The organism is Streptomyces mobaraensis (assembly GCF_020099395.1).
GTDB lineage: Bacteria > Actinomycetota > Actinomycetes > Streptomycetales > Streptomycetaceae > Streptomyces.
This window is the reverse complement of sequence record NZ_CP083590.1, coordinates 3,303,762-3,320,470: the sequence shown is the minus strand read 5'-3', so window position 1 is coordinate 3,320,470 and position 16,709 is coordinate 3,303,762. Positions and strand designations below refer to the sequence as shown.

Below are 16,709 nucleotides of genomic sequence, written 5' to 3'. Positions count from 1 at the left end.
AAGTCTACTGGCGCCGAGCCGATTGAAGAGGGGCGTCCTCCGGCCGGGCCCGCGACGCGGCCTTCCCGCCGCCGTCGCCTCTGCTGTCGCCCCTGCTGTCGCCCCTGCCTTCGTCCCCGCCGTCGGCCCCGCCGGACCGGCGGCGGCCGCGGGGGAGTACCCGCAGCGCATCGCCTATGTCGGCGACCTCCAGCACCCGCATCCCGGCGGGCACCTTGCCCGGATCGGACGGCACCAGGGCGTGCGTGAAACCGAGCCGGTGCGCCTCCGCCAGCCGGCGCTGGACGCCCGTGACCCGTCTGACCTCGCCCGCGAGCCCCACCTCGCCGATGGCCACCAGGTTCTTCGGCAGCGGGGTGTCGCTCGCGGCGCTGGCCAGGGCCAGGGCGACGGCCAGGTCGGCGGCCGGCTCGGACAGCTTCACACCGCCCACGGTCGCGCTGTAGATGTCCCGTTTACCCAGGGCGCTGATGCGGCCCCGCTGTTCGAGCACCGCCAGCATCATCGAGACCCGGGACGTCTCCAGGCCCGAGGTGGTGCGGCGGGGCGATGGGATCTGGGAGTCCACCGTGAGCGCCTGCACCTCGGCCACCAGCGGGCGGCGGCCCTCCAGGGTGACCGTCAGACACGTGCCCGGCACCGGCTCCGCCCGGCGGGTGAGGAACAGCCCGCTCGGGTCGGCCAGGCCGGTGATCCCCTCGTCGTGCAGCTCGAAGCAGCCGACCTCGTCCGTCGCCCCGTAGCGGTTCTTCACGCCCCGGACCAGGCGCAGCCGGGCGTGCCGGTCGCCCTCGAAGTGGAGGACGACGTCCACCAGGTGCTCCAGCAGCCGGGGGCCGGCGATCGTGCCGTCCTTCGTCACATGGCCGACGAGGAGCGTTGACATCCCGCGCTCTTTAGAGGCGCGGATGAGGGCGCCGGCCACCTCGCGCACCTGGGCCACGCCGCCGGGGGCGCCGTCGATCTCCGGGGAGGCGACCGTCTGCACCGAGTCCAGGATCAGCAGCGAGGGCTTGACCGAGTCGAGGTGGGCGAGGACGGCCGACAGGTCCGTCTCGGCCGCCAGGTACAGGTGCTCCGAGAGCGCGCCGATGCGGTCCGCCCGCAGCCGCACCTGGCTCGCCGACTCCTCGCCCGTCACGTACAGCGTCCGGTGCGCGTCGGACGCCGACTTCGCCGCGACGTCCAGCAGCAGCGTCGACTTGCCCACCCCCGGCTCGCCCGCCAGCAGCACCACCGCCCCCGGCACCAGACCGCCGCCCAGCACCCGGTCGAGCTCCGGGACGCCCGTACCGCGCGCGGTGGCCTGCCGGCCGTCCACCTGGCCGATGGGCACCGCGGCGGACGTGACCCGCCCGGGCGCGGTCGTCCGCACGGCGGGCGCGCCGTATTCCTCGACCGTCCCCCACGCCTGGCACTCCGGACAGCGGCCGAGCCACTTCGCGGTGGTCCAGCCGCACTCGGTGCAGCGGTAGGAGGGCCGGTCCTTGGCGGACGAACGAGAGGTACGGGCAGCAGCCATGCGAGTCACCGTAGCGGCAACCACTGACAACGCTCGGGCGCTCCGCTGTTTGGTGTGAGGGCGCGGGGGCGCGGGAGCGTGGGGAGTGTGCCGCGGCCTGCGGGTGGGTGGGGGCGGGCTGTCCTGTGGGCAGACCGGTCCGCCGTCCTGCTCATCCGCCGCCGGGGTGGTCGGGGTGCCCGCCCTCCGGCGCCACACCTGGGGGCCGGGTCGCGGCGGAGTTCGGCGCGCCGTCCGTGCACGTCCCGCGCCGTCCGGGGCTCGCACGGCGGCGCCCTGATGCGCAGTGCCGGCCTGGGAGGTCGCGGCCCGTGAGGGTCGCTTCCCGGCGCCCGGTCACCTTCCAGCGTTCGGCCGTCTCTCCGCGCCCGGTCGCCTCGCAGCGCCCAGCCGGCGGCCGAAGCGTCCGGCCGGCTGTCCGAGCCGGCTCCCGTCGTACGCGCCCGGCGTGTCCCGCCGCCCCCGCGCACCCGCCCCGCCCCGGCGTGCCCCGGCGCGCTCCGCGCCGTCGAGTCGCCCGGAACGTACTGATACAGCGGCTCTTCTCGGGATGAGCTCCCCCGTACGGGGTAAACCCTGCCGAGCACCGCGAAGCGCCCATCCGGGTCCCCCTACGGTCGCCGGAATGATGACGAGCAGGTACGAGCAGCCCCCGCACGTCCCGGGCGGGTCCCGGCCGCCCCACCGCGCGGCGGCCTCACCGCGGCCCTCGGTCGTCACTCCCGACCCCGACGACCCGCCGCCCCCTGTGGTGCCCCACCTCCACCTCTCCCGCGTGGCCCCCTACCTCAACGGCCTCTACACGTACTGCCTGTTCCTCCTCCGCGAGCCCGACGCGGCGACCTGCGCGCTCGCCGAGGCCCTGGCCCTGGCCGAACGCCGGGCCGACCGCGCCCCCTACGGCCCGGCCAGACCCTGGCTGTACGCCCTGGCCCGCTGGGCCTGCCGACGGCGCCTCGCCGCCGGCCAGGCGGCACCCCGGTGGGCCCCCGGAGCCGACCCGCTGGCCTGGCCGGAGGCGGCCGGAACCGACGCGGTGCAGCGCGAGGCGCTGGAGCTGTCCGTACGGCACGGTCTGCCGTCCGACGCCGTCGCCGCCGTGCTGCGGCTGGAACCGGAGATGGCACGGGCCCTGCTCGCCGGCGCCGCCTGCGAGGTCGAACGCACCCGCACCGCGCTCGCCGTCGTCGCCGCCGGCCGCTGCCCGGCCGTCGCCCGCTTCGCCGCCGGCGGGGGCCCCGGGGTCCCGCTCGCCCCGGCCGCCCGCCGCGAACTGGTCCGGCACGTGGACGAGTGCCCCGGCTGCCGGCGTACGGCGGAGAGGGTGACCGCGGGCGCCCCCTGGCCGGGCACCACCGCGTCACGCGCGGAACTCCCCCTGTTCGAGGCCCCCCTCGCCGCTCTCCAGGCCGCCCTGCGGCACGCCCGCGCCGCCCGCCCCGGCAGCCCGCGCTACGACCGCGAGGGCTTCCCGCTGCCGCCCGCGGACCGGTCGGGCCGGCGTACCCGGCTGCGCCACCGCGCGGTCACCACCACCGTCGTGGCGACGGTCGCCGCCGCGCCCGCCCTGGCGCTGTGGGCCGCCTACCGGGAGACGCCGTCGGGCGACCGGCAGGGCACGGAGTCGGGAGAGGGCGCCGTCACGGCCGGCGAGGCGCCCGCCGACGATTCCGCGCGCCCCTCCCGCGCGCCCGTTCCCGGGCCGGGCGACGAGGAGCGGGCGGAGGACCGCGCCGCGTCCCGTGAAGCCGGTGACCCCGGCGCTACGGACGCCACCGGACCCGTCGGCGGCAGCAGGGGCATCGACGGCATCGGCAGTGGCGACGCCGGTACCCCGCGCGACTCCGGCAGCCCCGGCAGCTCCGGCAGCTCCGGTGCCGCCGGGCCCTCGGGAGACTCCGCTCAGCCCGCGGCCTTCGCCACCTCAGGCGTCGCGGACGCGTCCGTCTTCACCGCCAGGACTGGCACCGCCGAAGCGACCGCCTCCGGCAGCGCCACCGACCCGGCCTCCGTCACGCCTCCACCCGCCGCGCCCATCGTCGCGCCCGCGGCCCCGGCCCCGTCGACCGCCACCCCCGCCGCGCCACGGCGCGCCGCCGACCGTCCCGCACCGTCCGCCAGGCCCGCCCCACCCGGTCCGTCCGGCCCATCAGGCCCGTGGCCCGGCTTCGGGCGGCTGACCGTGGCGGCCCAGCCGAGCGGTCAGGACACGCTCGTCACGGTCACGGCCGTCGGCGGAGAAGTGCACTGGGCGGCCACGCCCGGCGCGGCCTGGCTGCGCCTCGGCCGGACGGGCGGCGTGCTCCTGCCCGGCCGTTCCCTGACCTTCACGGTCGCCACCGACCCCGACCGGGAACCGGCCGACCCCTGGCGAACCCAGGTCCGCCTGGCCCCGGGCCCCGCCACGGTGCCGGTCGACGGCCCGGGACGGCTCCGACGGACGGAGGCCATCTGAGACGACGCGGAGGACGGGGGCGGGGCGGGCGGGGCGGCACCTGCCGCTCCCGAGGGGCATCCGGGTCTCCGACGGGGATCCGGGTCCCCGACGGGCACCCGGATCCCCACTGGTGACCCGTCTCCGACGGCGACCCCGTCCCCGACGGCCACCCGGTCCCGGACGCGACCCCGTCTGTGACGGTCACCCGGTCCCGACGGTTACTCCGTCTCCGACGGGCACCCGGTCCCGGACCGGGCACCCACGTTTCCCCAACGGGCGTCCGGTCCCAGTGGGTCTCCGGCCCCCCCCAGCGGCCACCCAGTCCGGGGGCGGGTACGCGCCCCGCGCGGAACGGCCGCCCTCGTAGGCCGGTCCGTCCAGGGGCTACGTGGCGGTGGGGGAGGGCTCTCCGCCTGCGCAAGCCTGTCCGGGCCCGGGCCCGGACGGCCGGCAGGCCGGGAGAGGGCTTCGCCCGCGCAGGTCGGTCTTGGCCTGGGGCTGTGCGGCCGGTGTGGCGGGAGAGGGCTCCGCCCGCGTACGCCGGTCCGGCCCGAGCCCTCTCGGTCGATGGGTCGGACCAGGACCTTCCTCCGCACGCCGACCCGGCCTTGGCGTGCCGCCTTGCTCAGCCGGGCCCCGCCTTGCTCAGCCGGGCCCCGCCTGGCCCGGCCACCGCCTAGCCCGGTCGACCCGCCCAGGCCGTCCGGCCCGGCCGACCCCCGACCCCGTATCGCCCCGCAGCTCCCGTCAGGCCCGGCAAGCCCAATGAACACCGGCGAGCCCGCGGACACCGGCGAGCCCGCGAACACCGGCAAGCGCCGGCACCCTCACTCCGCCAGATCCACCGGATCCGCCGGATGCGGAGCCATCGGCAGCAGCGAAGCCATCCGCTCCTCGCACAGCTCCACCAGCCGCGCGTACCCCTTCTTCCCCATCAGCTCCGTCAGCTCCGCCCGGTAGCTGACGTACACCGGCTCACCGGCCCCGTGCGCCGAGCGCGCGGAGGTGCACCACCAGTGGAGGTCGTGGCCGCCGGGGCCCCAGCCCCGGCGGTCGTATTCGCCGATGGTGACCTGGAGGATCTGGGTGTCGTCGGGCCGGTCGATCCAGTCGTACGTCCGCCGGACCGGCAACTGCCAGCACACGTCCGGCTTGGTCTCCAGCGGTTCCCGGCCCTCCTTCAGGGCGAGGAGGTGCAGCGCGCAGCCGGCGCCGCCCGCGAAGCCGGGGCGGTTCTGGAAGATGCAGGAGCCCTTCCAGCGGCGCGTCTGCCGTTCGCCGTCCTCGTCGAGCTGCGTCCAGCCGTCCGCCGAGGTGCCCTCGCCGTGGAACTGCCAGACGTCGGGGGTGAGCCGCGCCACGTGGCCGGCCACCCGCCGCTCGTCGTCCTCGTCGGAGAAGTGCGCGCCCAGCGTGCAGCAGCCGTCGTCCGCCCGGCCCGCCTTGATGCCCTGGCAGCCGCTGCCGAAGACGCAGGTCCACCGGGAGGTGAGCCAGGTCAGGTCGCAGCGGAAGACCTGTTCGTCGTCGGCCGGGTCCGGGAACTCGACCCAGGCGCGGGCGAAGTCGAGCCCGACCTCGTCGGGCGCGCTCTGCTGCCGGGCGGGCTTCACGGCGGGCTTCGCCTTCTTCGTCTTTGCCACACCTCAAGCCTATGTGTCCCCACCGGTCCCAGTAGCGTGCACGGCATGAGACTCGGTGTCCTGGACGTGGGATCGAACACGGTCCACCTGCTGGTGGTGGACGCGCACCCCGGCGCGCGCCCGCTGCCCGCCCACTCGCACAAGGCCGAGCTGCGCCTGGCGGAGCTCCTCGACGGCTCCGGGGCCGTCACCGACGCCGGTGTCGAGCGGCTCGTGGACGTCGTCCGGGACGCGCTCCGGGCGGCCGAGGACAAGGGCGTCGAGGAGGTCCTGCCGTTCGCCACCTCCGCCGTCCGCGAGGCGCCCAACGCGGACGCCGTCCTCGCCCGCGTCCACGAGGAGACCGGCGTCCGGCTGTCGGTGCTCTCCGGGGAGGAGGAGGCGCGGCTCACCTTCCTCGCCGTCCGCCGCTGGTTCGGCTGGTCGTCCGGCAAGCTGCTGGTCCTCGACATCGGCGGCGGCTCCCTGGAGATCGCCTACGGGCAGGACGAGGAGCCCGACGCCGCCGTCTCCCTCCCCCTCGGCGCCGGCCGCCTCACCTCCTCCCGCCTCCCCGGCCCGGTGCCCGGCCCCGAGGACGTCCGGGCGCTGCGCCGTCACGTCCGCGCGGAGATCGCCCGGACGGTCGGCGAGTTCGCCCGGCTGGGCGCCCCCGACCACGCGGTCGCCACCTCCAAGACGTTCAAACAGCTCGCCCGCATCGCCGGCGCCCCGGGCTCCGGCGCCGGCCTGCTCGCCCAGCGCGTCCTCACCCGCGAGGCGCTGGCGGACTGGGTCCCCCGGCTGGCCGCCATGACCCCCGGGGAGCGGGCCGCGCTGCCCGGCGTCTCGGCGGGCCGGGCCCCGCAGCTGCCGGCCGGGGCGCTGGTCGCGGAGGCGGCGATGGACCTGTTCGGGGTGGACGAGGTGGAGCTGTGCCCGTGGGCGCTGCGGGAGGGCGTCATCCTGCGACGGCTGGACCACCTGCCCGCCGTGTGACGGGCGGTCGTACGCTGTCCTTCGTGACAGAGCCAGTGGTGCGCATCCCGGATGCGAAGGTCGCCCTGTCCACGGCCTCGGTCTACCCGGAGTCCACGGCGACGGCCTTCGAGATCGCCGCCCGTCTGGGCTACGACGGCGTCGAGGTCATGGTCTGGACCGACCCGGTCAGCCAGGACATCGACGCCCTGCGCAGACTCTCGGACTACCACCGGATTCCCATCCTCGCCGTCCACGCGCCCTGTCTGCTGATCACCCAGCGCGTCTGGTCGACCGATCCGTGGGTCAAGCTCCAGCGGGCGAAGGCCGCGGCCGAACGGCTCGGCGCGAGCACGGTCGTCGTCCACCCGCCGTTCCGCTGGCAGCGCTCCTACGCCCGCGACTTCGTGCGGGGGATCTGGCGGATGGCCGACGAGACGGACGTCCGCTTCGCCGTGGAGAACATGTACCCGTGGCGCTACCGGGACCGCGAACTCCTCGCCTACGCGCCCGACTGGGACGTCACCAAGGACGACTACCGGCACTTCACCGTCGACCTCTCGCACACGGCGACGGCCCGTACGGAGGCGCTCGACATGATCGCCCGAATGGGTGACCGGCTCGCGCACGTCCACCTCGCCGACGGCAACGGCTCCAACAAGGACGAGCACCTGGTCCCCGGGCGTGGCAAGCAGCCCTGCGCCGAGCTGCTGGAGCGGCTGGCGGTCGGCGGTTTCGACGGGCACATTGTGGTCGAGGTCAACACCCGGCGGGCCATGTCGGCCGCCGAGCGGGAGGCGGACCTGGCGGAGGCGCTGGCCTTCACCCGGCTGCACCTCGCCTCGCCGACGGGCGCGGCCCGGCCGTGACCGAGCCCGCGGTCCCGCCCCCGCCCCCGCCCAGACGGCGCGGCCGGCCGCCCCGCGCGGAGGCCGGGAACGGTCCCGGCGCCCGGGAACGCATCGTCGCCGCCGCCCGCGCGGAGTTCGCCGAGCGCGGCTACGACAAGGCGTCCATCCGGGCCATCGCGCGGGGCGCGGACGTCGACCCCGCCCTCGTCCACCACTACTTCGGCCCCAAGGAGCAGGTGTTCGCGGCCGCCGTCGAGGTCGCCTTCGCACCCGCCCTGCCCGCGCCGGACGTCGTCCTGGAAGGCGACCGGGAACACGCGGGCGAACGCATCACCCGCTTCATCCTCGGCGTCTGGGAGAACCCCGTCACCCGCGAGCCGGTGCTCGCCATCCTCCGCTCGGCCGTCGCCAACGAGACGGCCGCCGGCGTGTTCCGCGACCTCGTCACGCACCGGCTGATGCTGCGGATCGCCGGGGGGCTGGGCATCCCGGACGCTCAGTTGCGCTCCGAGATCGCGGCGGCGCATCTGGTGGGGGTGGTGATGCTGCGGCATGTGATCAAGGTGGAGCCGCTGGCTTCGGCGGAGTTCGAGGTGGTGGTGCGGATGGTGGCGCCGGCGGTGCAGCGGCATTTGGACGGGGGGTAGGCCCCGGTCCCTCCCCCAGAGGGGGCACCCCCATTCGCCGTTTCCCGGGGCTCCGCCCCGGACCCCGTATCGCGGCTCCGCCGCTCGTCCTCAAACGCCGGACGGGCTGACTGGTTGCGCCCGCACCGGGGCGCATCTCACATCCCGGAAACCGTGTCCGGATCACGGATCCCCCACGTACCCTCGAACCCACACCACGACGAGCGGAGCGAACATGCCCGAGCTGAGGTCCCGTACCGTCACCCACGGCCGCAACATGGCGGGCGCCCGAGCCCTTCTGCGCGCCGCCGGTGTAGCGCGCGAGGACTTCGGCAAGCCGATCATCGCGGTGGCGAACAGCTTCACGGAGTTCGTGCCGGGGCACACCCACCTCCAGCCGGTCGGCCGGATCGTCTCGGAGGCGATCAAGGCGGCGGGCGGCGTGCCGCGCGAGTTCAACACCATCGCGGTGGACGACGGCATCGCCATGGGCCACGGCGGCATGCTCTACTCCCTCCCGTCCCGCGACCTGATCGCCGACTCGGTCGAGTACATGACCGAGGCGCACTGCGCGGACGCGCTGATCTGCATCTCCAACTGCGACAAGATCACGCCGGGCATGCTGATGGCCGCCCTCCGTCTGAACATCCCCACCGTCTTCGTCTCCGGCGGCCCCATGGAGGCCGGCAAGACGACGCTCGTCGACGGCACGGTCCGCACCAACCTCGACCTGATCAGCGCCATGTCGGAGGCCGTCTCCGAGACCGTCTCGGACGAGGATCTGGCCCGTATCGAGGAGGCCGCCTGTCCCACCTGCGGCTCCTGTTCCGGCATGTTCACCGCCAACTCCATGAACTGTCTGGTCGAGGCGCTCGGCCTGGCCCTCCCCGGCAACGGCTCGGTCCTCGCCACGCACACCGCCCGCAAGGAGCTGTACGAGGCCGCGGGCCGCACGGTCGTCGAGATCACCCGGCGCTGGTACGAGCAGGACGACGCGACGGTCCTGCCGCGCTCCGTCGCCTCCCTCGCCGCCTTCGAGAACGCGATGGCCCTCGACGTCGCCATGGGCGGCTCCACCAACACCGTCCTGCACCTGCTGGCCGCTGCCCAGGAGGCCGGGCTCGACTTCGGCATGACCCGCATCGACGCGGTCTCGCGCCGCGTCCCCTGCGTCTGCAAGGTCGCGCCCAACGGCTCGTACCACATGGAGGACGTGCACCGGGCCGGCGGCATCCCCGCCATCCTCGGCGAACTGCACCGCGCCGGGCATCTGCACGAGGACGTGCACAGCGTGCACGCCGACTCGCTCGCCGAGTGGCTCAAGCGCTGGGACGTGCGCGGCGGTTCGCCCGCGCCCGAGGCCGTCGAGATGTTCCACGCCGCCCCCGGCTGCGTCCGCTCGGCCGAGGCGTTCTCGCAGTCCGAACGCTGGGAGACGCTCGACCTCGACGCGGCGAACGGCTGCATCCGCGACACCGCCCACGCCTACTCCGCCGACGGCGGCCTCGCCGTCCTCTACGGCAACCTCGCCGAGGACGGCTGCGTCGTGAAGACCGCCGGCGTCGACGAGTCGATCTGGACGTTCGAGGGCCCGGCGGTCGTCGTCGAGTCCCAGGAGGAGGCGGTGGACGCCATCCTCACCAAGCGCGTCAAGGAGGGCGACGTGGTCGTCGTCCGCTACGAGGGCCCCAAGGGCGGCCCCGGCATGCAGGAGATGCTCTACCCCACCTCGTTCCTCAAGGGCCGCGGCCTCGGCGCCAAGTGCGCGCTGATCACCGACGGCCGCTTCTCCGGCGGCACCTCGGGCCTCAGCATCGGCCACGCCTCGCCCGAGGCGGCGTCCGGCGGCACCATCGCCCTCGTCGAGGACGGCGACCACATCCGCATCGACATCCCGTCCCGGAGCATCGAACTGCTGGTCACCGACGAGGACTTGGCGGCCCGCCGTGCCGCCCTCGGCGGCGTCTACGCGCCCCGGAACCGCGAGCGCAAGGTGTCGCAGGCGCTGCGGGCGTACGCGGCGATGGCGACCAGCGCGGACAAGGGCGCGGTGCGGGACGTCACCAAGCTGGGTTGACCGGGCTGACCGGGCGTCCTCCCTGTACCGCGCACTCGGGTGATCCGCGCGGGCGCGGGACATGGAGGGCGGCGGCCGGGCAACACGTTCACTCATGGCACCGAGTGGACTCGACCAGGACCGCACCGACGGTATCGACGACAACCCGTTCCCCCGCGCACGGCCGCCCCGCCGCCGCGCCACCCTGATGGCCGTCTGCGGCGCCACGGCCGCCGGACTGCTCCTCGCCGGGTGCGGGGACGACGGCGGGGACGGCGGGAAGACCGCCTCCCCGTCGGCCGGAGCCTCGCCGTCCGGCTCCCGGGCGCCGACGGTGACGGGCCCGAGCCCCGCCCCCGAACGGCCGTTGACCAGCGACCAAGCCGAGCGCAAGGCGCTGGTCCCGGCGGTGAAGACCAACTGGGAGCAGGCCGCCCGGGCCGCGACCGGCGGCGTCGCGGGAAGCAGGCTCCTCGCCGTCGAACTGAAACGCGCCCCGGACGGCGGGCCCGAGTGGCACACCGAGGTCGCGACGGCCGACGGAACGGCTCACTCCGTGGTCGTCGACGGGGTCACCGGCAAGGTCAAGAAGTCGTCCGCCGACGCCGACCAGGACAGCGACGACAAACGGGAACGCGCCGACCACCTCAAGGCCGCCCGCGTCACCCCGCAGGACGCCGCCGCGACGGCCACCGACGGGAAGAAGAAGGGCACGGTCACCACGCTCGAACTGGAGACGAGCGACGAGAAGAAGACCGGAGGAAGCAAGAAACTGATCTGGAAGGTGGATGTCGTGACCCCGGACGACTGGAACAAGACCACTTACGACATCGACGCGACCGACCGGGCGGTCCTGCGGGAACACGTCGACCGCGACTGACGGCCCGGTGCCGCGCCGCGCGGAGGCCCACCGCACCCACCGCACCGCACCCACCGCACCGCACCGCATCCGCCGGAGCGGCCGGACAGGACCGGCCGCACGGGACCGGCCGCGCCGCGATGGACGGCACCGCGCGGCGACCGGCTGACCGCGACCCCCCCCGCGACCGGCCCACCGCCGTACGTCCAGCGGCGGCGGCCGCCGCGGCAGCAGCCGCGGGTCGCCCCCGGGACCGCCCCCCGGGACGGCCCCCTCCGGGACGGACGGCCCCTCAACGCCAGTGCTCCGGCTCCCGCCCGTTCAGCGCGAACACCGTCCCGTCGGGCGCCGAGCCGTACACCTTCCCGCGCGCCGCGACCGGCGGCGGCAGCACGCCGGGGAAGCCCTGCCCGGCCTTGGCCAGCCGCGGTTTCGTCTGGCCGAGCAGCTCGCCGCCGAGCGCGTCCACCGCTATCAGGCGTCCGTCCGCCGCCGAGAAGTACACCCTGCGGTGGTCGGCCACCAGGGCCGACGCGTTGGCCACGGACGTCTCCGTCCGCCACAGCTGCAACCCCCGCTCGGTGTCGACCGAGGTCAGCCCGCCGTCGTTCGACAGCACGTAGACGGCGTCCCGCCGCGCCACCGCGCTCGCCGCGATCACCGGCGCGCTCAGCAGCACCCGCCGCTCCCGCCGCGCCGACGGGTCGTAGCGCACGACGGCGGAGACGCGGTTGTCCGCGTCGGCGGCGGTCAGGTAGAGGCCGCCGTCCCACCGGGCGCCGACGACGGACAGGTTGCCGTTCGCCGTCCACTGCCACAGCGTCTTGCCGGTGAGCGGGTCCACGGCGACGACCCGCGTGGATCCCCCGTTGTCCGACGGTGTGACGGCGTAGGCGGGGCCGGTGCCGTAGGAGGAGAAGACCGGGGTGCGGAAGCCGGGGATGCCGTGCCGCCACCGTTCTTTGTGCGTCCGCGCGTCCAGCGCGGTGACCGTGCCGTCGTCGGCGACCAGCAGGACCGTGTCCTCCGCGAAGGAGACCCGCCCCGCGTACCGCGACACGTCACCGGACCAGCGCTGCCGTCCCGAGGCGGCGTCGAGGGCGAGCAGCCGGCGGCCGTCGGCGGACAGGACGTGCACCAGGCCGCCGGCGACGACGGGGGCCGCCGGTGCCGTGTCGGCCCGCCGGCCCGCCTCGTCGCGCCGCCACGCCACCGTGCCGTCGTAGCTGTTGATCCGGACGGCGAGCAGCCCGGGAGCGGAGCAGTACAGCGCGTCTTCGGAGTGGTCGCAGAAGGCCGGCCGGGCCTCGCCGGGCTTCCCGGGCGGCTTCCCCGGCAGCGGGACCTGCCAGGGCTGCCAGACGGTGCTCGCGGCGCTGGCCCGGGTCTGCAGCGGTTCGTCCTCGGAGTCGGCCTGCCGGACGGCCCATCCGGCGCCCACGCCCAGCGCGACGGTCGCCAGCGCCCCCACCGCGAACCAGGTGACGCGCCGCCACGGGGGCCGCCCGGCCGGCGGTTCCCCGTCCCCGCCACGGGCCGTGCCCTGGGCCGGGAGCCGGGCGGGGTGGGTGACGGGAGTGTCCGCCCGCGCGGGCCGGGCCTCCGCCCGGGGCGGGCGCAGGGCGCGGCGGGGCGGCCGGGGCGGCGGCTCGTACGGGACGTCCGGCAGCCGGGGCGCGACCTCCGGCAGCCAGGCGGGAGCGAGCCGCCCGCCCGGCGCGGGCTCCGGCAGCCGGGACATGATGACGTCCGGCGTCGGCCGCAGCTCGGGATCCTTCGCCAGGCAGTCCCTGAGCAGCGGTACGAGGTCCTCCGGCACCCCCGCCAGCTCCGGCTCGTCGTGCACCACCTGGTACGCGACGAGGTACGGGCTGTCGGACGCGAACGGCCCGCGCCCGGTCGCCGCGTGGACGAGCACGGAGGCGAGCGCGAACACGTCGGCGGCCGGGCCGACTTCGCGCGGCCGCTGGAACTGCTCGGGCGCCATGAACGGCGGGGTGCCGACCAGCTTGCCCGTCTCCGTCCGCAACTCGCTGTCGTACGGCCGGGAGATGCCGAAGTCGATGACCTTCGGCCCGTCCTCGGAGAGCAGGACGTTGCTGGGCTTCAGATCGCGGTGGACGACGCCGGCCCGGTGGATGTCGCGCAGCGCCTCCGCGAGCCCCGCCGCCAGCCGGCGCACCTCGTCCGGGGGCAGCGGGCCGTTCCGCTTGATGTACGCGGCGAGGGTCGGCCCGGCGATGCACAGCGTCGCCATCCACGGCCGGTCGCAGTCCGGGTCGGCGTCCACGACCGGTGCGGTGAACGCGCCGCTGACCCGGCGGGCCGCCGCCACCTCCTGCCGGAACCGCGCCCTGAACTCCGGGTCCGCCGCGTACTCGGCGTGCACGACCTTCACGGCGAGCCGCAGCCCCGAGGGCGAGTGCGCCAGGTGGACGACCCCCATGCCGCCCGCGCCGAGCCGACCCTCCAGGCGGTACCGGCCCGCGTACTCCGGATCCTCCGCTTCCGGGCCGTTCCCGGTGTCGCGCAGCGGCGGCATTCCCCACCCCCGTGTCGTGTCGGCCGCATAGGCGGCTTGCGGAGCCTAATCGATGGGGCACCTGATGCCCGGGAGGACGTGCCCGACCTTGCTAGCCTGCGCATGTCATCGGCCCGTCAACAACACTCTTTTGACGGTCATTTCGAAACAGGGGAGGGCGCACCATGGCCAGCGAAGAGATCGTCGAGGAGCAGGACCGAAGCGGAGCCGAGGGCGGATCCGTCGTCACCGACGCATCGTCCGCGTCATCCATACCGTCCGTCCAGGCCGCGGCGGACGCCGTTTTCTACCCACTGGCCCCCGGCTACCAGGTCAACGTGCGCAGCGGCCCCAGCACCAGCAGTCAGCTGGTCAAGATCCTCCCGCAGAACACGCGCGTCGCGATCCGCTGCCAGACGCGCGGCGAGACCGTCTCCGGGCCCTGCGGTACGACGAACATCTGGGACAACATCGCGCCGGGTCAGTATGTATCCGACGCCTATGTGAAAACCGGAAGCAGCGACTTCGTGACGGTGCGGTGCGCGTGACGATCGATATTGATCGACACTGACTCGGGGCGCCACCGGGTCAATAATCGGCGCATGAGCACCCAGAAGCGGACAACACCCTCCGCCGGCCCGCCGGAGCCCGAGCCCATCCGGTTCTTCGGAACGACCTGGGTCGGGCACGACGGAGGCTACGCCTGGCGCCGCGCGGCCGTCGCCGCCGGCGGTCTGGTGGCGGCGGTGGCGGGCACCCTGGTCCTGCGCCTCGGATATCAAGGGCTCGCCATCGCCAAGGTGGGCGGCCTGGTGAACACGATCGTGGTGGTCGGTATGGCCATCTGTACGGCCCTCGCCTTCCGGCGCACGTGGGAGGGGTTCGTCCGGGGTGCGGAGAAGCGGGGAGAAGGAAGGGGCGGGGAGTCCACCCAGTCCCTGATGGTGATCGGCTTCATCGGCGTCCTCCTCGCCTGGTCCCTGCGAGCGTTCCAGGAGGCCCCCGGAGAGAAGCTGCACCGGCGGGAGTACGAGGAACGGGTCCGGCGCGCGGGGGAGAAGCGGGCCGCGCGGGGCGGCAGGAAGCGGAGGTGAGGGGTGGGCGCGAGCACCGCTGAACCTCGTGTAGAGTTCTCCGAGTTGCCACGGCGTCCGCGAGGAAGCCGGGGCGGCACTTCACGCCAGCTCGGCGGGATCCACTACTGCACGGCCCTTGAACGGGATTGATTTCGGCATGCCGGAATTCGGTTCGGTTTGAGCCCCAGGCGCCGATTAGGCGCCGCCGGGGAAATCCGCTAAAGTAGTGATCACGCCGAAGGGCGCGGCAGTAACAAATAGCCGCTCCACGGCGGGAAACCCCCTCCAACGGGGATCGGATTTCGAATCCGGGCCGGAAACGGAACGGAAAACGGATCTGGTAAGGTTGGAAACACCGAAGGGAAGCGCCCGGAGGAAAGCCTGAGAGAGTCTCTCGGGTGAGTACAAAGGAAGCGTCCGTTCCTTGAGAACTCAACAGCGTGCCAAAAGTCAACGCCAGACTATAAAACAACCCCGTCCACGGATTCTTGTGGTCCTGGATGAGGTTCCTTTGAAAAACACAGCGAGGACGCTGTGAACGACCGGGCTTATTCCGCCTGGTCGTTCCGCTCTCGTGTGTGTGCACCGGATGACCGGTAAACATTCACGGAGAGTTTGATCCTGGCTCAGGACGAACGCTGGCGGCGTGCTTAACACATGCAAGTCGAACGATGAACCTCTTTCGGGAGGGGATTAGTGGCGAACGGGTGAGTAACACGTGGGCAATCTGCCCTGCACTCTGGGACAAGCCCTGGAAACGGGGTCTAATACCGGATACGACTACTGACCGCATGGTTGGTGGTGGAAAGCTCCGGCGGTGCAGGATGAGCCCGCGGCCTATCAGCTTGTTGGTGGGGTGATGGCCTACCAAGGCGACGACGGGTAGCCGGCCTGAGAGGGCGACCGGCCACACTGGGACTGAGACACGGCCCAGACTCCTACGGGAGGCAGCAGTGGGGAATATTGCACAATGGGCGAAAGCCTGATGCAGCGACGCCGCGTGAGGGATGACGGCCTTCGGGTTGTAAACCTCTTTCAGCAGGGAAGAAGCGAGAGTGACGGTACCTGCAGAAGAAGCGCCGGCTAACTACGTGCCAGCAGCCGCGGTAATACGTAGGGCGCAAGCGTTGTCCGGAATTATTGGGCGTAAAGAGCTCGTAGGCGGCTTGTCGCGTCGGATGTGAAAGCCCGGGGCTTAACCCCGGGTCTGCATTCGATACGGGCAGGCTAGAGTTCGGTAGGGGAGATCGGAATTCCTGGTGTAGCGGTGAAATGCGCAGATATCAGGAGGAACACCGGTGGCGAAGGCGGATCTCTGGGCCGATACTGACGCTGAGGAGCGAAAGCGTGGGGAGCGAACAGGATTAGATACCCTGGTAGTCCACGCCGTAAACGTTGGGAACTAGGTGTGGGCGACATTCCACGTCGTCCGTGCCGCAGCTAACGCATTAAGTTCCCCGCCTGGGGAGTACGGCCGCAAGGCTAAAACTCAAAGGAATTGACGGGGGCCCGCACAAGCAGCGGAGCATGTGGCTTAATTCGACGCAACGCGAAGAACCTTACCAAGGCTTGACATACACCGGAAAGCGCTAGAGATAGTGCCCCCCTTGTGGTCGGTGTACAGGTGGTGCATGGCTGTCGTCAGCTCGTGTCGTGAGATGTTGGGTTAAGTCCCGCAACGAGCGCAACCCTTGTTCTGTGTTGCCAGCATGCCTTTCGGGGTGATGGGGACTCACAGGAGACTGCCGGGGTCAACTCGGAGGAAGGTGGGGACGACGTCAAGTCATCATGCCCCTTATGTCTTGGGCTGCACACGTGCTACAATGGCCGGTACAATGAGCTGCGATACCGTGAGGTGGAGCGAATCTCAAAAAGCCGGTCTCAGTTCGGATTGGGGTCTGCAACTCGACCCCATGAAGTTGGAGTTGCTAGTAATCGCAGATCAGCATTGCTGCGGTGAATACGTTCCCGGGCCTTGTACACACCGCCCGTCACGTCACGAAAGTCGGTAACACCCGAAGCCGGTGGCCCAACCCTTGTGGAGGGAGCCGTCGAAGGTGGGACTGGCGATTGGGACGAAGTCGTAACAAGGTAGCCGTACCGGAAGGTGCGGCTGGATCACCTCCTTTCTAAGGAGCACATAGCCGACTACGAGCGAATG

General features: G+C 72.9%; 11 protein-coding genes and 1 rRNA gene. 9 read left to right on the top strand and 3 right to left on the bottom strand.

All coding sequences use genetic code 11. The features are described 5' to 3' along the window. Positions 1-4: 4 nt before the first annotated feature. Entirely contained in the window at positions 5-1,522 is a 1,518-nt protein-coding gene (radA, locus tag K7I03_RS14220) for a DNA repair protein RadA (protein ID WP_185942239.1), read from the bottom strand. Positions 1,523-2,147: 625 nt separating this feature from the next. On the opposite strand from radA, the gene K7I03_RS14215 reads away from it, so the two are divergent. Further along, complete coding sequence (locus tag K7I03_RS14215) at positions 2,148-3,977, top strand: hypothetical protein (RefSeq protein ID WP_185942238.1); 1,830 nt, start codon at positions 2,148-2,150, stop codon at positions 3,975-3,977. Positions 3,978-4,786: 809 nt separating this feature from the next. Here the strand turns inward: K7I03_RS14215 and K7I03_RS14210 are convergent. Next, positions 4,787-5,602, bottom strand: coding sequence for a hypothetical protein (locus tag K7I03_RS14210; RefSeq protein ID WP_185942237.1), 816 nt, complete (start codon positions 5,600-5,602; stop codon positions 4,787-4,789). A gap of 45 nt (positions 5,603-5,647) precedes the next feature. Between K7I03_RS14210 and K7I03_RS14205 the strand changes: the two genes are divergently transcribed. From K7I03_RS14205 to K7I03_RS14185, 5 genes are all read left to right on the top strand, one after another. Then, positions 5,648-6,580, top strand: coding sequence for a Ppx/GppA phosphatase family protein (locus K7I03_RS14205; protein WP_185942236.1), 933 nt, complete (start codon positions 5,648-5,650; stop codon positions 6,578-6,580). 23 nt (positions 6,581-6,603) lie between these two features. After that, on the top strand, positions 6,604-7,428 hold the full coding sequence (locus tag K7I03_RS14200; RefSeq protein ID WP_185942235.1) for a sugar phosphate isomerase/epimerase family protein: 825 nt from the start codon (positions 6,604-6,606) through the stop codon (positions 7,426-7,428). Further along, entirely contained in the window at positions 7,425-8,057 is a 633-nt protein-coding gene (locus K7I03_RS14195; RefSeq protein ID WP_185942234.1) for a TetR/AcrR family transcriptional regulator, read from the top strand. Before K7I03_RS14200 ends, K7I03_RS14195 begins: the two co-directional genes overlap by 4 nt. Before the next feature lie 214 nt (positions 8,058-8,271). Continuing rightward, on the top strand, positions 8,272-10,113 hold the full coding sequence (gene ilvD / locus K7I03_RS14190; protein WP_185942233.1) for a dihydroxy-acid dehydratase: 1,842 nt from the start codon (positions 8,272-8,274) through the stop codon (positions 10,111-10,113). A 94-nt stretch (positions 10,114-10,207) separates the two neighbouring features. Then, entirely contained in the window at positions 10,208-10,972 is a 765-nt protein-coding gene (locus K7I03_RS14185) for a PepSY domain-containing protein (protein WP_224347044.1), read from the top strand. A 271-nt stretch (positions 10,973-11,243) separates the two neighbouring features. Here K7I03_RS14185 and K7I03_RS14180 read toward each other — a convergent pair whose 3' ends face one another. Continuing rightward, positions 11,244-13,493, bottom strand: coding sequence for a serine/threonine-protein kinase (locus K7I03_RS14180; RefSeq protein WP_185942232.1), 2,250 nt, complete (start codon positions 13,491-13,493; stop codon positions 11,244-11,246). A 164-nt stretch (positions 13,494-13,657) separates the two neighbouring features. On the opposite strand from K7I03_RS14180, the gene K7I03_RS14175 reads away from it, so the two are divergent. The 3 genes from K7I03_RS14175 (at position 13,658) to K7I03_RS14165 (ending at position 16,677) form a co-directional block, all read left to right on the top strand. Next, positions 13,658-14,020 carry an SH3 domain-containing protein gene (locus K7I03_RS14175; protein ID WP_185942231.1) on the top strand — a complete coding sequence of 121 codons (363 nt, stop codon included), beginning with the start codon at positions 13,658-13,660 and terminating at the stop codon, positions 14,018-14,020. A gap of 54 nt (positions 14,021-14,074) precedes the next feature. Beyond that, a complete protein-coding gene (locus K7I03_RS14170; RefSeq protein WP_185942230.1) occupies positions 14,075-14,566 on the top strand; it encodes an EamA/RhaT family transporter in 492 nt (163 codons plus the stop codon). A gap of 585 nt (positions 14,567-15,151) precedes the next feature. Next, positions 15,152-16,677 (top strand): 16S ribosomal RNA (locus K7I03_RS14165). Positions 16,678-16,709: the final 32 nt, after the last annotated feature.

What these genes read in the sequence shown, in the direction of transcription:
- K7I03_RS14175 (WP_185942231.1), top strand. Translation starts at nt 13,658, where the DNA reads ATGGCCAGCGAAGAGATCGTCGAGGAGCAGGACCGAAGCGGAGCCGAG.
- K7I03_RS14180 (WP_185942232.1), bottom strand. Translation starts at nt 13,493, where the DNA reads ATGCCGCCGCTGCGCGACACCGGGAACGGCCCGGAAGCGGAGGATCCG.
- radA (WP_185942239.1), bottom strand. Translation starts at nt 1,522, where the DNA reads ATGGCTGCTGCCCGTACCTCTCGTTCGTCCGCCAAGGACCGGCCCTCC.
- K7I03_RS14205 (WP_185942236.1), top strand. Translation starts at nt 5,648, where the DNA reads ATGAGACTCGGTGTCCTGGACGTGGGATCGAACACGGTCCACCTGCTG.
- ilvD (WP_185942233.1), top strand. Translation starts at nt 8,272, where the DNA reads ATGCCCGAGCTGAGGTCCCGTACCGTCACCCACGGCCGCAACATGGCG.
- K7I03_RS14215 (WP_185942238.1), top strand. Translation starts at nt 2,148, where the DNA reads ATGATGACGAGCAGGTACGAGCAGCCCCCGCACGTCCCGGGCGGGTCC.
- K7I03_RS14185 (WP_224347044.1), top strand. Translation starts at nt 10,208, where the DNA reads ATGGCACCGAGTGGACTCGACCAGGACCGCACCGACGGTATCGACGAC.
- K7I03_RS14170 (WP_185942230.1), top strand. Translation starts at nt 14,075, where the DNA reads ATGAGCACCCAGAAGCGGACAACACCCTCCGCCGGCCCGCCGGAGCCC.